Below are 16475 nucleotides of genomic sequence, written 5' to 3'. Positions count from 1 at the left end.
CTGCTTTCATCCGCGATCTCGAATGCGAATTTCTCCGCCGACGGATTGGATTGGAACAAGAGCGACGGCCTGTTGCCGGCCATAGTGCAGGATGCCGGTAATCACCGCGTGCTGATGCTCGGCTACATGAATCGTGCGGCACTCGAGGCCACCCTGGATAGCGGCGAGGTCACTTTCTACAGCCGCAGCAAGCAGCGCCTATGGAAGAAGGGAGAAAGCTCCAGCCATGTGCTGCGTCTGGTGTCGTTGGAAACCGATTGCGATAGCGACACCTTGTTGATCCAGGCGCATCCGCAAGGCCCTACCTGTCATCTTCAACGTGCCAGTTGCTTCGCCGATGCGCCTGCGGATTTCTTGTCCGACCTCGATGCTTTGGTAGCAACGCGCGAGCGCGATCGTCCTGCCGATAGCTACACCACCCGCCTGTTCGAAGGTGGCGTGCGCCGTATTGCGCAAAAAGTCGGCGAAGAGGGGGTGGAAACCGCTTTGGCCGCCGTTGCCGAGAATGATGCGGCTCTGTTAGGCGAAAGCGCCGACCTGTTGTTCCACCTGACGGTATTGCTACGGGCTCGCGGTTTGTCGCTACAAGATGCGGTAGCAGTGCTGCAGGACCGCCATCGGACGTAGGCAACGTGATTGCCCTTTTGTAGGAGCGGCGTCCCGCCGCGAGCTCTTCGCTCCATCGCGATCTATTGGAAAGAGCTCGCGGCGGGACGCCGCTCCTACCACCGGGGACGGTGTTCCTACCTGGCTCTTTGCGCTGGCAGGGCTGCTCCGGGCGATAATCGGCGTCGGTATTCCCCGGAGTCGCCCGTGCGCCGTCTTCTCGTTGTCGTTTTGCTGTTGTCACTGGCCAGCCCCGCCATTGCCCTTCCGCCGCCCTGCAACGCCGGACAGGTATGGGAAGACACCAACGGCAATGGGCGGAGAGACCCAGACGAAAAGCCATTGCCAAACATCAAGGTTTCCGACGGCGTGGCTGTCGTCCTTACCGATGCCAATGGCGAATACCGATTGCCGCTCATCGATGGCCGCACGGTGTTCGTGATCAAGCCCGCCGGATACGACCTGCCCGAGCGACGCGACGGACTGCCGGATTTCTGGACCCAGGTGCAGAGCCGGCCCGGTCCGCCATTGAAGTACGGCGGCATCCCCGCGGCCTCGCCAATGTGCAGGAACTTCGGCTTGCTGCCACAAGAAGCCTCGGGGCAGGACGATTTTGACGTGTTGCTGTTCGCCGACACTCAGACCAAAAATCGCGCCGATGTCGGCTATTACCGGCGCGACATCATTGAACCCCTGATCGGTAAACACAACGCGCAGCTGGGGCTGACTTTGGGCGATATCGTCGATGACGATTTGTCGCTGTATCCGGCCCTGAATGCACAGACCAAGCGGTTGCAGGTACCGTGGCTGCATATCGCGGGCAATCACGATCTGGATTTCGATGCGCCTCGCGACGAGGATTCGCTATCGAGCTTCCGCAACATCTACGGACCAGATACTTTCGCCTGGGAAGAAGCGCGCGCGGTCTTAATTGGCCTGGATAACGTGATCTACCGGCCCGGGCAGAAACCCGCCTACATCGGTGGGTTTCGCGACGATCAGTTCGCCTTCCTCGAAGCCTATCTGCCTACCGTGCCCAAGGATCGCCTATTGGTGGTGGGCATGCATATCCCATTGTTCGAGGCGACAGGCGGTGTGGAAACCTTCCGTAGACCCGACCGCGAGCGTTTGTTTGCAGTGCTGCGGGACTTTCCTCATGTGCTGGTGCTCAGTGGGCATAGCCACACGCAACGCCACTGGTACCACGACGCTTCCACAGGCTGGCAGGGCGAACGTCCGCTGCACGAGTACAACGTGGGCGCCGCGTGCGGTGCTTTCTGGTCGGGCGTGAAGGACAAAGAGGGCGTTCCGGATGCCACCATGGCCGATGGCACGCCGAACGGCTACGCACGGCTGCGGGTGAGCAACGGCGGCGTGTACGCATTGTCATGGCACCCGGCGCGCAGTCCGGACTCGGCGATTGGCCTGCATGCACCCAAGGTCTTGCGGCAGGGCGCGTATCCGGCTTGGGGCGTTTACGCCAATGTCTACATGGGTGATGACAGCACACGAGTGGAGTACCGTATCGACGACGGCGACTGGAAACCGATGACGAAGGTTCTGCAAGCCGATCCGGCATTGGTGGTGGAAAACATGCGCGACGATCTGGCGGAGACGTTGCGTGGCTACGACCGTTCGCCGGAAGCCAAGCCGTCGCCGCATCTCTGGCGGGGCTCGTTGCCTACGCAATTGGAAGCAGGCGAGCACCGCGTGGAGGTGCGCGCACAGGACCGCTGGCGGGGCGAGTTGCGAGCCGCCACGTCATACAAGTTGCAATCAGCGACGGAGTAGTCATGCCCCAGACGTTCGATCTACCGGTCAAGCACTTCAAGAATTCCGCCGCGTGGGAGAAGTGGTTGGCGGCGCATACGACAGACAACGGCGTCTGGCTGCAGATCGTAAAAAAGGGTTCGGACATGGTCTCCGTCAGCTACCCCGAAGCGCTGGAGGTCGCGCTTTGCTATGGCTGGATCGATGGGCAGAAGAAGACGTTCGATGCGCAATGCTTCGCCCAGCGCTTCACCCCAAGGCGTCCGCGTAGTGTGTGGTCCAAAATCAACGTCGCCAAGGTCGAAGGGTTGATCGCCGCCGGGCGCATGCAACCCGCCGGCTTGCGCGAGGTGGAGGCCGCCAAGGCAGATGGCCGCTGGCAAGCGGCTTATGACAGCTTCAGCACCATGGAAGCGCCGCCAGAGTTGGTCGCGGCACTGGCGAAGAATAGAAAAGCCGCTGCCTTCTTCGAAACCTTGAACAAGACCAACCGCTACGCGGTGTGCTGGCGCGTACAAACTGCGAAGAAGCCGGAGACACGCGCCGACCGAGTGAAGAAACTGGTCGAGATGCTGGCGCGGGGCGAGAAGATCCACGGTTGATGGTGTGGCGGTGGGCCCGAAAATTGCTCAGCCAACATGGAAGATTACGCGGGGCAGCTCTTATAGAAGCGACGTGAGTCGCGATGGGCCTTCTCGGAGAAAGCCCATCGCGACTCACCGGTACCGGCATACCGGTACCACTCCTACAATTGAACATCGCTGACTTGCGACCGTCTTGCAGCGACACACAAACGAAAACGCCTCCCGGAGGAGGCGTATCAAGATCCGAGCTGGCGGGCGATGGCTGGCTGGCGCGGAACGCGTAACTGGCTGGCGAAAGCGGGCGAGTTGCGTGGCGCGAAGTTTAGTTGGATGTCTCGCGGGTTGCCGGAATGAGAATTAGTCTCAGTTGTAAACTGCCGGAATGAAGCGAAAGGGCACTTGGCGTTTGCCCCCTTTATAAAGGGGGCTACGGGGATTTGCTGTTGCTTTGGCTTTAAGAGCAAGAGCAAATCCCCCTCAAATGCTTTTCAACCGCCGAATGGCGGGTCATCCCCCTTTTTTGTTTTTAACAGCCGAACGGCTGGTCAAGGGGGAGGCAGAAGCGCAAGCCTTCCTGCTCCTGCTCCTGCTTCCCGCAGTCCGATCCTCAATCCTTGGCAGTAATCTGGATATCAGCAAAGCTAGAAACCCGGACATGCCCATTGGCAGCATCGCCAATTCGCGGCTCCTGGTAGTCCTGTAGCCGGTCGATCAAACGCGTCTGCATCCCGGCTTCGCGAGCCGCGTCCAGTTCCTCCACCACATCCGACAGAAACAGGATGTCCTTGGGCGGCATGCCGATGCTGTCAGCGATGCGACGGTAGCTGTCGGCTTCGCGTTTGCCACCGACTTCGGTGTCGAACCAACCGGAGAACAGAGGTGTCAAGTCGCCTGCGTCGCTATGCCCGAAAAAAAGCTTCTGCGCGGGTACCGAACCAGACGAATACACGTATAGCGGATAGCCCTGCTGGTGCCACTGTTGCAGCGCCGGCGCGGCATCCGGATAGATATGCGCGGTGAAGTCGGCTTCGCGATAGCCGGCTCCCCAGATCATTCCTTGCAATGCCTTCAATGCTGTGTGCTTGCGGTCCTGGTCGATCCAGCCCTGCAATGTTTCGACGATCACGTCGTCGCTGCAGATGCTGCCGTGTTCGGTCGCCACCACGTCCAGCCAGCGGCGCACTTCCGGGTCGTTGCCGTGCTGACGCACGAAAGCGGGCAGGGCGCGGCGCGCGTAGGGAAACAACACGTCCTTGACGAAGGAAATGCTGCTGGTGGTGCCTTCGATGTCGGTGAGGATGGCGCGGGGTTGCATCACGCCTTGCTGCCCGGTTCATAGCGCGGAAATTTCTTCGCGATCTCGGTGCCGGTGAAATGACCCACCCAGCCGTCCGGCTCGGTGAAGAAACGGATCGCTACGAAGCTCGGCTCCGGACCCATGTCGAACCAATGCTTGGTGCTGTCCGGCACGGCGATCAGATCATCCTGCACGCATTCGACTTCGTACACCTTGCCATCGACGTGCAGGGTGAACAGGCCGGATCCGGCGACGAAGAAACGCACTTCGTCTTCCTTATGGAAATGCTCGTCCAGGAACTTCGCGCGCATGGCTTCGCGCTGCGGGTTGTCCGGCGCAATGCTGACCACGTCGACGGTCTTGAAACCACGCTCGGCGATCAGCCGGTCGATGTCGGCGCGATAGGCTTCCATCACTTCCTCCGGCGATGCGCCGGGCGTGATGGGTTTGTTGGCTTTCCAGCGTTCGAACGTCACGCCGATCTTCTGCAGCTCGGCGGCGATGAAGTCGGGATCGTAGCTGGCGAATTCCGGTGTGGCCGGATCGTTCTCATTGAAGATGCGAAGACGGCTCATGGCGACAAGCCTCGGATAAGGGGATGTGAAAAGGTTAGCAGGTGATCAAGGACGGACCAGTGACCGGTCCGGAACGCTGTGGTCCGGTTCAGCGCCGGCAGCCCAGCTTGCGCAGCTCCAGCTCGCAGTGGAACAGGAACTCGAAGGCTTCCAGATGGCGGCGCGCCTCGGCCATGTCGCGACCCCAGGCGTATAGGCCATGCCCATCGATCAGATAGCCCCACAGCGGCTGCTGATCCAGCAGCGCGTCCACTTGCGCCGCCAGCGTGGGCATGTCTTGCGTGTTGCCGAACACCGGCACATCGATCTCGGATTCGTGAGTGGTGTTGCCATGAAAGGCCTTCAGCAACTCATAGCCTTCCAGCCGTATATGGCCCGCGCCGGCGAACAAGCGCGAGGCGATGGTCTGCACCGGCGAATGGGTGTGCAGTATGCAACCGATCTCGGGAAAACGGCGGTAGAGCTGGGTGTGCAGCAGGGTTTCCGCCGAAGGACGATGATCGCTGCCGACGGCCTGGCCATCGAAATCGACCACCATGATGTCGTCTTCGTTCAGTCGGCCCTTGTCGCGTCCGGACACGGTGATTGCGGCGTGACGATCATCCAGCCGGTGCGAAAAATTGCTGCTGGTGGCCGGTGTCCAACCCGCTTGCGAAAGCTCGCGGACGTTGGAAATCAATAGGTCGGCCATGTCCCGCAGGCGGCCGGCGTCATAGGCGGATGCGTTCATGCGCGCATTGTAGCGCGCGTCGAAAGCTCCGGCGGATCAGCTTTTCACGCCGCGCAGGCGGCTATGCCGGAAGCCGTAGCCGAAGTAGATCAGGAAACCGACACCGGTCCAGACGCCCATCAGCATCCAGTTGTGGAACGTCATGGTCGACAACAGTGCCATGCAACTGAAAACGCCCGCCAGGCAAATGCCCCACGCAAACGGAATGCGGAACGGACGCGCCAGGTTGGGTTGTGTGCGGCGCAGGATCAACACGCCCATGCAAACCGCCGCGAAGGCGATCAGCGTGCCCATCGAGGTTAGTTCGCCCAACACGTCGAGCGGGAACAGCGCCGCCAATAGCGCGATGCCGATGCCGGTGATGACGGTGTTGATGTGCGGCGTGCGGTAGGTGGGGTGGATCTTGGTGAAGACTGGCGGCAGCAACCCGTCGCGGCCCATGATCATGAAAATGCGCGGCTGCCCGATGATCATCACCAGCACCACCGACGACAAACCGATCAACGCGCCGATTTCCACGACAATCCTCAACCAGCCCAGTTGCGGATGTGCCGCTACCGCGGTCACCACCGGTTCGTCGGTGCCCAGCAGCGTGTACGGCACCAAGCCGGTCATCACCGCGGCCATGGCGATGTACAGCACCGTGCAGATCGCCAGCGATAGCAGCATGCCGAACGGCAGGTCGCGCTGCGGCTTGTTCGATTCCTGGGCGGCAACCGATACCGCTTCGAAGCCGATATAGGCGAAGAACACCAGCGCCGCGCCGCGCAACACGCCTTCGAAACCGTATTTCCCCGGGCCCTGGTTTTCCGGAATGAAAGGCTGCCAGTTGCTGGGGTCGACATACTTCCAACCCGCGAAGATCACCAGCAGGATCAGGCTGGTCTTCAGTATCACCATCACCATGTTCATGGCGGAGGATTTGCGGATGCCGATGTAGCACACCCAGGTCAGCAGCAGCACGATCGCCGCGGCGGGCAGGTTGGCGATCGAACCTGTCGGGTTGAGCTGGGCATCGAGCGGCGCGCTGACCAGCGCTTTGGGAAGATGAATGTCGAAGTGGTCCAGTAGGCTGAGGAAGTAGCCGGTCCAGCTGACCGCAACGGCAGAAGCGGACACGCCGTATTCCAGCACCAGCATCCAGCCGATGAACCAAGCGGCCAATTCGCCGAAGGTGGCATAGGTGTACGTGTAGGCGCTGCCCGACACGGGGACCATTGCGGCGAACTCGGCATAGGCCAAGGCGCAGAACGTGCAGCAAATGGCCGCCAGTACGAACGACAACATGATGCCCGGCCCGGCGTGGTCCGCCGCTGCCTGCCCGGTGATGACGAAGATACCGCCGCCAATCACCGCGCCAATGCCAAGTGCGGTCAGGCCCCAGGGCCCCAGGGTGCGAATGAGATTCAAGCCTGCCGCATCGGTATGGCTGGCGTGAGGGTGCTTGGTGGCCCAGAGTTGTCCGAACATCGGCTACTTCCAAAATAGGCGGCGCGTGCCACCAGGTCGAATTACAAAAAGGCCGGCGAATCTGCCGCCGGCCTTGGAGTTTCAGTCGGTTACGGTGCCTGTCGCAACTTGCTGTGACGGTAACCGTATCCGAAATAGATCAAGAAGCCGACGAACGTCCAGGCACCCAGCAGTGCCCAGTTGTACCAGCCCATGAAGCCCACCAGCGCCAAGCAGGACAGGGTGCCCAGCACGCAGGTGACCGGGGCGAAGGGAACGCGGAAAGGCCGCGGCAGATCGGGACGGGTGCGGCGCAGGATCAGCACACCGGTGCAGACGGTGGCGAAGGCCAACAGGGTACCCATCGATACCAAATCGCCCAGGATGCCCAGCGGAAAGAACGCGGCCAGCATTGCGGCCACGATGGCGACGACCACGGTTGCCTTGTGCGGCGTGTGGTATTTGGGATGGGCCGCACCGAAGAACTTCGGCATCAGGCCATCGCGTGCCATGGCGAAGAAGACGCGGGGCTGGCCCATCAGCATGACCAGGATCACCGAGGTCAGGCCCGCCACGGCGCCGATTTCCACCGCAAGCTTCAGCCAGGCAAGCGCAGGATAATTCTCGAGCGCCGTGGCGACCGGTTTTGCGGTGCCCAGCAGGTTGTACGGCATCATGCCGGTCAGTACGGCGGCGACGATGATGTACAAAACGGTGCAGACGGCCAGAGAGCCGAGGATGCCGATCGGCATGTCGCGCTGAGGATTCTTGGCTTCCTGCGCCGTCGTGGAAACCGCATCGAAGCCGATATAGGCGAAGAACACGATGGAGGCGGCCCGGAATACACCGGGCCAGCCGAAGCGGTCGCCGCCTTCGTTGGGCGGGATGAACGGCGTCCAGTTGTCCGGATTGACGTACTGGGAACCGAAGCCGATCAGCGCCAGGATCACGCCCACCTTGATCGTCACGATGACCGCGTTGGCGGTGGCGGACTGACGGATGCCGATGTAGCACAACACGCCTACCGCACTCACGATCAGCACGGCCGGCAGATTGAACAATGCACCGGTCGCGGTGATGTTGCCGTTGGCGTATGTCACTGGTGCGGACGCCAGCAGCGCCGGGAACTTCCAATCGCTACCCATGTAATGAGCGATATGTTCCATCAGGCTGATCGTATAGGCCGACCAGCCGACCGCTACTGCGGACGCGGCAAACAAGTATTCCAGCACCAGGCTCCAGCCCACGAACCAGGCGACCGCTTCGCCCAACGTGGCATAGGTATAGCTATAGGCGCTGCCCGAAACCGGAATCATCGCGGCAAACTCAGCGTAGCAAAGGCCCGCGAAAGCGCATGCAACGCCCGCCAGTACAAAACTCAGCATGATGGCTGGGCCAGCGTGGTTCGCGGCAGCCTGGCCGGTCATCACGAAAATGCCGGCGCCGATAATGGCGCCCACGCCCAGCAGCAGAAGATGGCGTGCCGTCAGGACCCGTTTGAGGTCCGCTTCGCCCGTCAGGGACCCTTCCACTGGTTCGCCGGCGTCCACGTGCGGTGACGCTTCCACGGGCTTGACCCTGAACAGACCTTCTAACATTCGCTACATCCCCTTACTGGCTATGGCCCGGCTGGTGGCCGGTGCATCGAAATAGGCACGTCACCCGCCCTGGACGGCTGACGGAAGGCGGTACCTTGCCAAAGCACGGCAGGGAGCACAAGCGCGGTTGCAGCATCGGCGGGCGATAATCCCCTGCTTGGAACGAGCTATGGAATGAGAGCCCGCGTGACGAATAGATCCCAGGTACTGGCGGAACAACTATCAGATTATCAGCAGCGCTGGCCCCAGGAATCCGCCATCGTGGCCGATTTTCTGGCATTGCTGGAAGATACGGCCAATCCGTTCGTGCGGGAACGGCTGGAAGGCCATTTCACCGGTGGTGTCTGGCTGGTCAGCGCCGACGGCCGTCGGACGCTGTTGACCCACCACCGCAAGTTGGGGCGGTGGCTGCAGCTGGGCGGCCATGCCGACGGAGACACCGACATGGGGCAGGTCGCGTTGAAGGAAGCCGAAGAGGAATCGGGACTACCAGGCTTGGCGGTGGAGGCCGATGTCATCTTCGATCTGGACCGGCATTGGATTCCCGAACGCCGCGACGTGCCGGGTCACTGGCACTACGACGTGCGTTACGTGGTGCGGGCCGGCGAAGACGAGAACTATGTGATCAGCGAGGAATCGCTGGATCTTGCATGGCGCGAGATCGCAGCCATCGCCGACGAGCCCGATGAATCGCTCAGCCGCATGGCGCGAAAGTGGTTGATGCGTGCAGGCGTCCCATGATCGCCGTAGGAGCGGCGACCCGTCGGTAGGAGCGGCGTCCCGTCGGTAGGAGGGTACGCCCGTCGGTAGGAGCGGCGTCCCGCCGCGAGCTCTTAGCTTCTATCGCGATCTGACACGAAGAGCTCGCGCCGGGACGGCGCTCCTACCACAGCATTCCTACCACAGCATTCCTACAACAGCGCTCCTACAACAGCATTCCTACAGCAGCTACGCTGGACTCAACTCACTACCTGCACCAACACCACCAACACCAGTAGCGGCGCCACGATCCTCAATGTCCAGCGCAGAGTATTGAATAGCCACTCCGGCATTTCGGACAGCTGCTCGCGCAACACCGTGCGACTCAGCACCCAGCCTGCGAACAGAGCGATGAGTAGACCGCCCAGCGGTAGCATCAAGTCGTTGGCAAGAAACTCGACAATATCCATGATGTTCTTGCCACCCAGCACGTTGATACCCGCGGGGACTTTGACATCGGACCAGACGTTGAGCGACAGCACCGACAACAGTCCTATGACCCACGATATCCCGGCCAACAGCAGTGCGGAACCTTTGCGCCGCTGTAGCCCCCGTTTCTCTGCCAAGTACGCGGTTCCCGGCTCCAGCAGCGAAATCGACGAGGTCCAGGCGGCAATCGCCAGCAATCCGAAGAACAGCAGGCCATACACCGTGCCGAATGGCATTGCCTTGAATGCCAGCGGTAGTGAATTGAAGATCAGGCCAGGACCGCCGCCTGCCGGATCCAGACCGAAGGCGATGACGATCGGGAAGATCGCCAAGCCGGCCAGCAACGCGATCGAAGTGTCGGTGAGTGCAACCACGGTCACCACGCGCGGAATGGAAATGCCGTCGCGCGGCAGATACGCCCCGTAAGTCATCATCGTGGCCATGCCAAGGCTCAAGGTGAAGAAGGCCTGGCCCATCGCGCTCAGCAATACTCCGCCGTTTATGCGCGAGAAGTCCGGGCGAAACAGGAACGTCGCGGCGTCCGCCATGCGGCCGGTGGTGAAGCCATAGACGACCAGCAATAGCAGCAGCACCAGCAACGCTGGCATCAGGTAGCGCACAGCGCGCTCAAGGCCTTTCTCCACACCCAGTGCGACGACTGCCGTGGTCAGCAGCATGAACACCGCGTGCCAGAAAGTCAGCTCCAATGGGTTGGACAGCAGCGACTGAAACACCAGCGCCGGGTCGCCCAGAGGCGCACCACCCAATAACTGCTTGAGATACAGCCAGGCGTAATGCAGCGTCCAGCCTCCCACTACGCTATAGAAGCTCAAGATCAGGATGCCGGCGGCAATACCCAGCCAGCCGATGCCAACCCAGCCGCGGCTGCTGCCTTGATCCCTTGTGATTTTGCGCAGGGTATTGATGGGACTCATGCGGCCATGACGGCCGATCAGCACTTCGGCTATCAGGATCGGCAATCCGACGACCGCAATGCAGCCCAGATACACCAGCACGAACGCGCCGCCGCCGTTGTCGGAAGCCAAGTAAGGGAAGCGCCAAATGTTTCCAAGGCCCACCGCCGAACCAGCGGCAGCGAGAACGAACATCATGCGTGAGGACCACATGCCGTGGATCGAAGTCTTGTCCATACGAGTTAGATTTTCTTCAAGAGGTAGTTAAAAGATCGGACCACAAGCTGTGGTACGACATCGGTTCGCGGGCCATTTGCAGGGACCCGGCGAAGGAACGTCGATGCGAAGAAGGGGATCGCCGAATGCGCTCCCCTTCGCCCTCGCTGCGGTCAGAAAATCATGTTGACTGCCAGCTGGGGCGATACCCCCGCCGAACTGTTCCGGCCGGACAGCGGCTGATAGACGCCAAAGATCATTCCGACGCGATCGGAGAGGTGATACTCCACGGCCGGCGCCACGCCGAACTGCCACGAAGAACCCATGCGTTCGTCTACCCGCGACAGGTCGGCGGCGGTGCCGTACAGATGGTGGCCTTTCTGGTGCTTGTACTGGAGATCCAGTGCGGCGGCCCAGCGCGAGTTGAAGCTGTATTCCAGCGCGAGCAGGCCCGCATAGCCGGAGCGGGTATCGACCCGTCCGCGGAAGCCGGCTTCCGTGCCGTAGACGCTGGCGCCGTCGATACCATTGCCATGGCTGGGCAGGTCATAACGCAGGTTGACGCGGGTACGCAGCGTGCGGCCATTGGGGAGCACCGAATATTTCTGAGTGTAGACCGCCAACGAGTTGCTGCTCACGCCGCTGCCACTGGCGTCATGCAGCCGACCATTGCCCGCGTTTTCGAGCTGATCGTGGCGTCCGGTGGTGAAAGTACGGGTGGCGGCAAGCGTCACCGCCGGTGTGCTGTGGCCGCCATCGTGACCTGCGATCTGGTATTTGATGCGGGCGCTGGTGTCGCCAACCTGCCAACCTTGGCCGCCGTTGCTGGCATTCAGACCCAAGCCCAGTTCGAGCTTTTCCGTCAGGCCATAGTTGATAGGTACCGCGACCGCCCAACTGTCGCGGCCCGCTGTGTCGACGCGGTCACCGTGCTCGTTGAAGCTGCCGTTGGCTCGGTTGTAGATGAAATACGGTTCGATATTGAGTATGCCGCGCGGCAGGGACGGAGAAACGGCCATCAAGCTGCCGGTGAAGCGGACATCATCGCCGGGTGCGGCGCCTTCGGCATCGGCAAGGGCGGGAAGCGCCGGCGCCAGCAAAGCGGCGATGCTGAATGCGAACAAAGAATGTGATCGAAGCGACATGCAATGGCCATCTGTAGTCGGGGGGACTACCGAGACTGCGGTGCCGCCTTGGCACCGTCCATCGGGAAAGCACGAAAATTCCGTGACTTTCCGAGAAAGATGCTTCAGCAGGCGGAGGCGGTAAGGCCTGCTGGCGCATGTCACTTGTAGGAGCGCCATCCTCGGCGCGAGCTCTTCGCATCTATAACGATCGATCTGACAGGAAGAGCTCGCGGCGGGACGCCGCTCCGCGCCCCGATAGCCACGTAGTGAACATGAGCAAGAACGCGCCGCCGCACGTCTAGATGGCGAATAGCAGGTTTCAGTCGCTCTTTGCTTCTATCGCGGCCTGCCGGAAGAGCTCGCGGCGGGACGCCGCTCCTACAAAAGAAGCAACGGCCGCTCCTACAAAAGCAACGTCCAGGATCCTGTAGGAGCGCCGTCTCGGCGCGAGCTTTTCGCTTTCCGTCGTGATCTAGCCGGAAGAGCTCGCGGCGGGACGCCGCTCCGCGCCCCGATAGCCACGCAGTGAGCACGATCAAGAACGCGCCGCAGCGCGTCTATATGGCCAACAGCAGGCTTCAATCGCTCTTCGCTTCTATAGCGATCTGACGAGAAGAGCTCGCGGCGGGACGCCGCTCCTACAAAAGAAGCAACGGCCGCTCCTACCACCGCACCAGCCTAACTGCGCGCAGCGACCTCATCTATACGGCGAAGCAGATCGGCCGGATCTTCGTAGACGCGAAAGGCGCCGGCGCGTTCCAACTCTTCCTGCCCATAGCCGCCGGAAAGCAACCCCACGCCCAATCCGCGGGCGCGCTGTGCGGCCAGCATGTCCCAGATGCTGTCGCCGATCACCAGCGAGTGCTCAATATCCACGCCCAATCGGTCGGCGGCCGCCAGGAACAGATCCGGATCCGGCTTGGCGTGCCGCACCTGATCGCGCGTCACTACCGGCACTTTCGCCGGGTCTACGCCCAGCGCTTCCAGGTTATGCGCGGCGGTTTCCATACGCCCACTGGTGGCGATGGCCCAGGGAATGCCTTGCTCGGTCAGGAATGCCAGCAGTTCCCGCGCCCCGGGCAGCGGTCGCACGCCGCGTTGCGAGGCATGTCGGTTGTACGCTTCGGCGTGCCAGTCGCGCAGACGTAGCAGCCGTTCCTCGGTGATATCCATTCCTGTTTCGCGCAACAAAATGTTGGCGAACAATCCGCCACTCATGCCGATCTTGCGGTGGATGCGCCACACCGACAGCTCCACGCCTTCGCGATCCAGCGCTTCCTTCCAGGCCAGCACATGCTGATAAACACTGTCGACCAGCGTACCGTCCAGGTCGAACAGAAAAGCGGTGGAAGCGCGAGGCATTCGGGTCTCCCTTATATGCGCCATGTACACGGCTGGATTCAACAACTATCGCGGCAAGCGTGCGGCATCAGCAGCGAAGCGAGTGCGAAGATGCCGGTGATGCTTGAATTCAGACGCACTCCCACGCGATCTCAATGCATGCTCAATACAGCACTCGCGTCCTCAGCGTGCCAGGAATCGCCACCAATGCGTCCTTGAGTTCGGCAGCCTGTTCTTCCGAAGCGGTGACGTCGATCACCACATAGCCGACTTTTGCATCCGTACGCAGAAACTGGCCGTCGATGTTCACGCCCTGAGCGCGGAAGATGTCGTTGACCTGCGACAGCACGCCGGGCACGTTGCGGTGGATATGCAGAATGCGGCGACTGCCTTCGTGGCCGGGCAGGGTGACTTCCGGGAAGTTCACCGCCGACAGCGTCGAGCCATTGTCGCTGTAGCGCACCAGCTTGGCCGCCACTTCCACGCCGATATTGTCCTGTGCTTCCAACGTGCTGCCGCCTACGTGCGGCGTCAGGATGACGTTGTCGATGCCGCGCAGCGGCGAGACGAAAGCGTCGTCGTTCCCCTTGGGCTCCACCGGGAAAACGTCCACGGCGGCACCGCCGATGTGGCCGGATTGCAGCGACGCGGCCAATGCGTCGATATCCACCACCGTGCCACGCGAGGCGTTGATCAGATGCGCGCCGCGTTTCATCTTCGCTATCTGCGCAGCACCGAACATGTTCTGAGTCGCTGGCGTTTCAGGCACGTGCAACGTGACCACATCGGAACGTTCCAGCAGATCGTCCAGGCCCGCTGCCGAACGCGCGTTGCCCAGCGACAGCTTGGTTTCGATGTCGTGGAAGATCACGTTCATGCCGATGCCTTCGGCCAGCACGCCTACCTGCGTGCCGATATGGCCATAGCCGATGATGCCCAAGGTCTTGCCGCGCGCTTCGTGGCTACCGGCGGCCGACTTGGACCAGCCGCCACGGTGGCACTCGGCGCTTTTCTGCGGAATGCCGCGCATCAGCATGATGGCTTCGGCGATCACAAGCTCGGCGACGCTGCGGGTGTTGGAGTAGGGCGCATTGAAGACCGGTATGCCGGCCAGTTCCGCCGTATCCAGATCGACCTGGTTGGTGCCGATGCAGAAGCAGCCCACCGCAATCACCCGGCGCGCATGCGAAAGCACGTCTTCGGTCAGATGCGTGCGTGAGCGGATGCCGACGATGTGGGCCTCGGCGATGGCCCGTTTCAGCTCATCCTCCGGCAGCGACTTGGCGTGGTATTCGATCTGCGAATAGCCGGCCGCGCGGAAGGTTTCCACTGCCGTCTGGCTGACTCCTTCCAACAACAACACACGGATGTCCTGCTTGGGATAGGAGGTTTTCTTGGTCGACATTTGCGCGGAGAAGAGGGGAAGGAAGGCGGCCTTGCACTATGCCAGAAGGCCAGTGTTTTTGCTGCGCTGCCGCAGTGCGCGGAGGTGGCTCACCGCGGTATGAAAATGGTTTCCATGGCAACTTTGCGCGGACTTCTGGACGGGCCGCGGCGACGCTGGCACGCTGGCCGTCCCCATTGCGATCCAACCACGATGACCGACCCACGCCTGGAGGCCTTGCGGCAAGCCGCCCCAGACCTCCGCCTGAAGACCGACCCGGCCGACTGCGAGCACTACGGGCGCGACTGGACCCGTCGCTGGACGCCTGCCCCGCTGGCCATCGCCTTGCCGGGGTCGGTAGAGGAAGTGCAGATCGCGGTGCGCTGGGCCAACGAACACGGGATCGCGCTGGTGCCATCCGGCGGGCGTACCGGCTTATCGGGCGGCGCCGTGGCGGCCAACGGCGAACTGGTACTCAGCCTGGAACGCATGAACCGTGTGCTGGATTTCAATGCTATCGACCGCACGTTGACCGTGCAGCCGGGTATCCCGCTGGAAGCAGCGCAGAATGCTGCCCGCGAACACGGCTTGTTCTATCCGGTCGATTTCGCCGCCCGCGGTTCCTGTTCGATCGGCGGCAACATCGCCACCAATGCCGGCGGTATCCGGGTGATCCGCTACGGCAATACTCGCGAGTGGATCGCGGGATTGAAGTTGGTCACCGGCACCGGCGAATTGCTGGAGCTCAACCGCGGCCTGATCAAGAATTCCAGCGGCTACGATCTGCGCCATCTGGTCATCGCTTCGGAAGGCACCTTGGGCGTCGTGGTGGAAGCGACGCTGCGCCTGACCGATCCGCCGCCACCGACCAACGTCATGTTGCTGGCGCTGCCGTCGTTCGACGTGCTGATGAAGGTGTTCGCCGCGTTCCGTGAGCGGCTGCAACTGGAGGCTTTCGAGTTCTTCACCGACCGCGCGCTGCACCACGTGCTGGCGCATGGCGCGCAGCAGCCGTTCGACCAGGTTTATCCGTATTACGTGGTGACTGAATTCGCCATTGGCGATGAAGCCCAGGAGGCAGCCGCCATGGCAGCGTTTGAGGCCTGCATGGAAAACGGCTGGGTAGGCGATGGAGTCATCAGCCAGAGCGACGCGCAAGCGGCGCAACTGTGGCGTTTGCGTGAGGGTATTACCGAAAGCCTGGCGCGCTACAAGCCTTACAAGAACGATGTCTCGGTGCGGATCTCCGTCATGCCCATGTTCCTGGAAGAGACCCAGGCACTATTGGGGCAGGCGTATCCGCAATTCGACGTGGTCTGGTTCGGCCACATCGGCGACGGCAACCTGCACATCAACGTGCTGAAGCCCGATGACGTGTCCGATGCCGATTTCGTCGGCCAATGCGAGCAGGTCACCAAGCTGCTGGCGGCGTCGCTGGCCAAGTACCAGGGCAGCATTTCCGCTGAACACGGCATCGGCCTGGTGAAGAAGGGCTATCTGGAAAGCACCCGCAGCGCCGAGGAAATCGCGGTGATGCGCGGCATCAAGCGGGTACTGGATCCGAATGGATTGATGAACCCGGGCAAGGTGTTTGATTAGCGGGGAGCGGGGAGCGGGGAGCAGAGGTCAGAGGTCAGAGGCCGGGGAAAGGCAAAAGAAAAGCGGGATCCGCTCTTGGTTTTTCCCTGGCCTCTGA

General features: G+C 61.7%; 14 protein-coding genes. 5 read left to right on the top strand and 9 right to left on the bottom strand.

Features of this window, described 5'->3' with window-relative positions:
• Positions 1–15 precede the first annotated feature (15 nt).
• The 3 genes from hisIE (at position 16) to AB6O04_RS15545 (ending at position 2978) form a co-directional block, all read left to right on the top strand.
• Complete coding sequence (hisIE, locus tag AB6O04_RS15555) at positions 16–627, top strand: bifunctional phosphoribosyl-AMP cyclohydrolase/phosphoribosyl-ATP diphosphatase HisIE (RefSeq protein WP_368565070.1); 612 nt, start codon at positions 16–18, stop codon at positions 625–627.
• Positions 628–813: 186 nt separating this feature from the next.
• Complete coding sequence (locus AB6O04_RS15550; protein WP_368565018.1) at positions 814–2397, top strand: calcineurin-like phosphoesterase C-terminal domain-containing protein; 1584 nt, start codon at positions 814–816, stop codon at positions 2395–2397.
• 2 nt (positions 2398–2399) lie between these two features.
• Positions 2400–2978 (top strand): YdeI family protein, encoded by a 579-nt coding sequence (locus AB6O04_RS15545; RefSeq protein WP_368565016.1) that lies wholly within the window; start codon positions 2400–2402, stop codon positions 2976–2978.
• Between the two features lie 589 nt (positions 2979–3567).
• Here the strand turns inward: AB6O04_RS15545 and mtnC are convergent.
• The 5 genes from mtnC to AB6O04_RS15520 all read right to left on the bottom strand — a co-directional run bounded on the left by mtnC (position 3568) and on the right by AB6O04_RS15520 (position 8609).
• Positions 3568–4275, bottom strand: coding sequence for an acireductone synthase (mtnC, locus tag AB6O04_RS15540; protein ID WP_368565015.1), 708 nt, complete (start codon positions 4273–4275; stop codon positions 3568–3570).
• Positions 4275–4832, bottom strand: a complete 558-nt coding sequence (locus AB6O04_RS15535; RefSeq protein ID WP_368565014.1) for an acireductone dioxygenase — start codon at positions 4830–4832, stop codon at positions 4275–4277. Before AB6O04_RS15535 ends, mtnC begins: the two co-directional genes overlap by 1 nt.
• A gap of 88 nt (positions 4833–4920) precedes the next feature.
• Positions 4921–5562 (bottom strand): methylthioribulose 1-phosphate dehydratase, encoded by a 642-nt coding sequence (locus AB6O04_RS15530; RefSeq protein WP_368565013.1) that lies wholly within the window; start codon positions 5560–5562, stop codon positions 4921–4923.
• 36 nt (positions 5563–5598) lie between these two features.
• A complete protein-coding gene (locus AB6O04_RS15525; protein ID WP_368565011.1) occupies positions 5599–7032 on the bottom strand; it encodes an amino acid permease in 1434 nt (477 codons plus the stop codon).
• An 89-nt stretch (positions 7033–7121) separates the two neighbouring features.
• On the bottom strand, positions 7122–8609 hold the full coding sequence (locus tag AB6O04_RS15520) for an amino acid permease (RefSeq protein ID WP_368565009.1): 1488 nt from the start codon (positions 8607–8609) through the stop codon (positions 7122–7124).
• Between the two features lie 174 nt (positions 8610–8783).
• Between AB6O04_RS15520 and AB6O04_RS15515 the strand changes: the two genes are divergently transcribed.
• Complete coding sequence (locus AB6O04_RS15515; protein WP_368565008.1) at positions 8784–9350, top strand: NUDIX hydrolase; 567 nt, start codon at positions 8784–8786, stop codon at positions 9348–9350.
• Positions 9351–9568: 218 nt separating this feature from the next.
• Here AB6O04_RS15515 and AB6O04_RS15510 read toward each other — a convergent pair whose 3' ends face one another.
• From AB6O04_RS15510 to serA, 4 genes are all read right to left on the bottom strand, one after another.
• Complete coding sequence (locus AB6O04_RS15510) at positions 9569–10948, bottom strand: sodium-dependent transporter (RefSeq protein ID WP_368565007.1); 1380 nt, start codon at positions 10946–10948, stop codon at positions 9569–9571.
• Positions 10949–11100: 152 nt separating this feature from the next.
• The gene (locus AB6O04_RS15505) at positions 11101–12072 is read right to left on the bottom strand and encodes a hypothetical protein (protein WP_368565006.1); all 972 of its coding nucleotides are present in this window, start codon (positions 12070–12072) and stop codon (positions 11101–11103) included.
• 660 nt (positions 12073–12732) lie between these two features.
• A complete protein-coding gene (locus AB6O04_RS15500) occupies positions 12733–13416 on the bottom strand; it encodes an HAD family hydrolase (protein ID WP_368565005.1) in 684 nt (227 codons plus the stop codon).
• Between the two features lie 142 nt (positions 13417–13558).
• On the bottom strand, positions 13559–14800 hold the full coding sequence (gene serA, locus AB6O04_RS15495; protein WP_368565004.1) for a phosphoglycerate dehydrogenase: 1242 nt from the start codon (positions 14798–14800) through the stop codon (positions 13559–13561).
• Positions 14801–14992: 192 nt separating this feature from the next.
• On the opposite strand from serA, the gene AB6O04_RS15490 reads away from it, so the two are divergent.
• Positions 14993–16378: an FAD-binding oxidoreductase gene (locus AB6O04_RS15490; RefSeq protein WP_368565003.1), complete on the top strand. Its 1386-nt coding sequence runs from the start codon at positions 14993–14995 to the stop codon at positions 16376–16378.
• The last annotated feature ends 97 nt before the right edge of the window (positions 16379–16475 follow it).

It is taken from the genome of Pseudoxanthomonas sp. UTMC 1351 (genome assembly GCF_040948865.1).
Taxonomy (GTDB): Bacteria; Pseudomonadota; Gammaproteobacteria; order Xanthomonadales; family Xanthomonadaceae; genus Pseudoxanthomonas_A.
Note: the sequence above shows the minus strand (reverse complement) of the source record. Positions and strands in the feature narration are given on the sequence as shown.

What these genes read in the sequence shown, in the direction of transcription:
- AB6O04_RS15535 (WP_368565014.1), bottom strand. Translation starts at nt 4,832, where the DNA reads ATGAGCCGTCTTCGCATCTTCAATGAGAACGATCCGGCCACACCGGAA.
- AB6O04_RS15510 (WP_368565007.1), bottom strand. Translation starts at nt 10,948, where the DNA reads ATGGACAAGACTTCGATCCACGGCATGTGGTCCTCACGCATGATGTTC.
- AB6O04_RS15490 (WP_368565003.1), top strand. Translation starts at nt 14,993, where the DNA reads ATGACCGACCCACGCCTGGAGGCCTTGCGGCAAGCCGCCCCAGACCTC.
- AB6O04_RS15515 (WP_368565008.1), top strand. Translation starts at nt 8,784, where the DNA reads ATGAGAGCCCGCGTGACGAATAGATCCCAGGTACTGGCGGAACAACTA.
- mtnC (WP_368565015.1), bottom strand. Translation starts at nt 4,275, where the DNA reads ATGCAACCCCGCGCCATCCTCACCGACATCGAAGGCACCACCAGCAGC.
- serA (WP_368565004.1), bottom strand. Translation starts at nt 14,800, where the DNA reads ATGTCGACCAAGAAAACCTCCTATCCCAAGCAGGACATCCGTGTGTTG.
- AB6O04_RS15545 (WP_368565016.1), top strand. Translation starts at nt 2,400, where the DNA reads ATGCCCCAGACGTTCGATCTACCGGTCAAGCACTTCAAGAATTCCGCC.
- AB6O04_RS15520 (WP_368565009.1), bottom strand. Translation starts at nt 8,609, where the DNA reads ATGTTAGAAGGTCTGTTCAGGGTCAAGCCCGTGGAAGCGTCACCGCAC.
- AB6O04_RS15525 (WP_368565011.1), bottom strand. Translation starts at nt 7,032, where the DNA reads ATGTTCGGACAACTCTGGGCCACCAAGCACCCTCACGCCAGCCATACC.
- AB6O04_RS15500 (WP_368565005.1), bottom strand. Translation starts at nt 13,416, where the DNA reads ATGCCTCGCGCTTCCACCGCTTTTCTGTTCGACCTGGACGGTACGCTG.
- AB6O04_RS15505 (WP_368565006.1), bottom strand. Translation starts at nt 12,072, where the DNA reads ATGTCGCTTCGATCACATTCTTTGTTCGCATTCAGCATCGCCGCTTTG.
- AB6O04_RS15530 (WP_368565013.1), bottom strand. Translation starts at nt 5,562, where the DNA reads ATGAACGCATCCGCCTATGACGCCGGCCGCCTGCGGGACATGGCCGAC.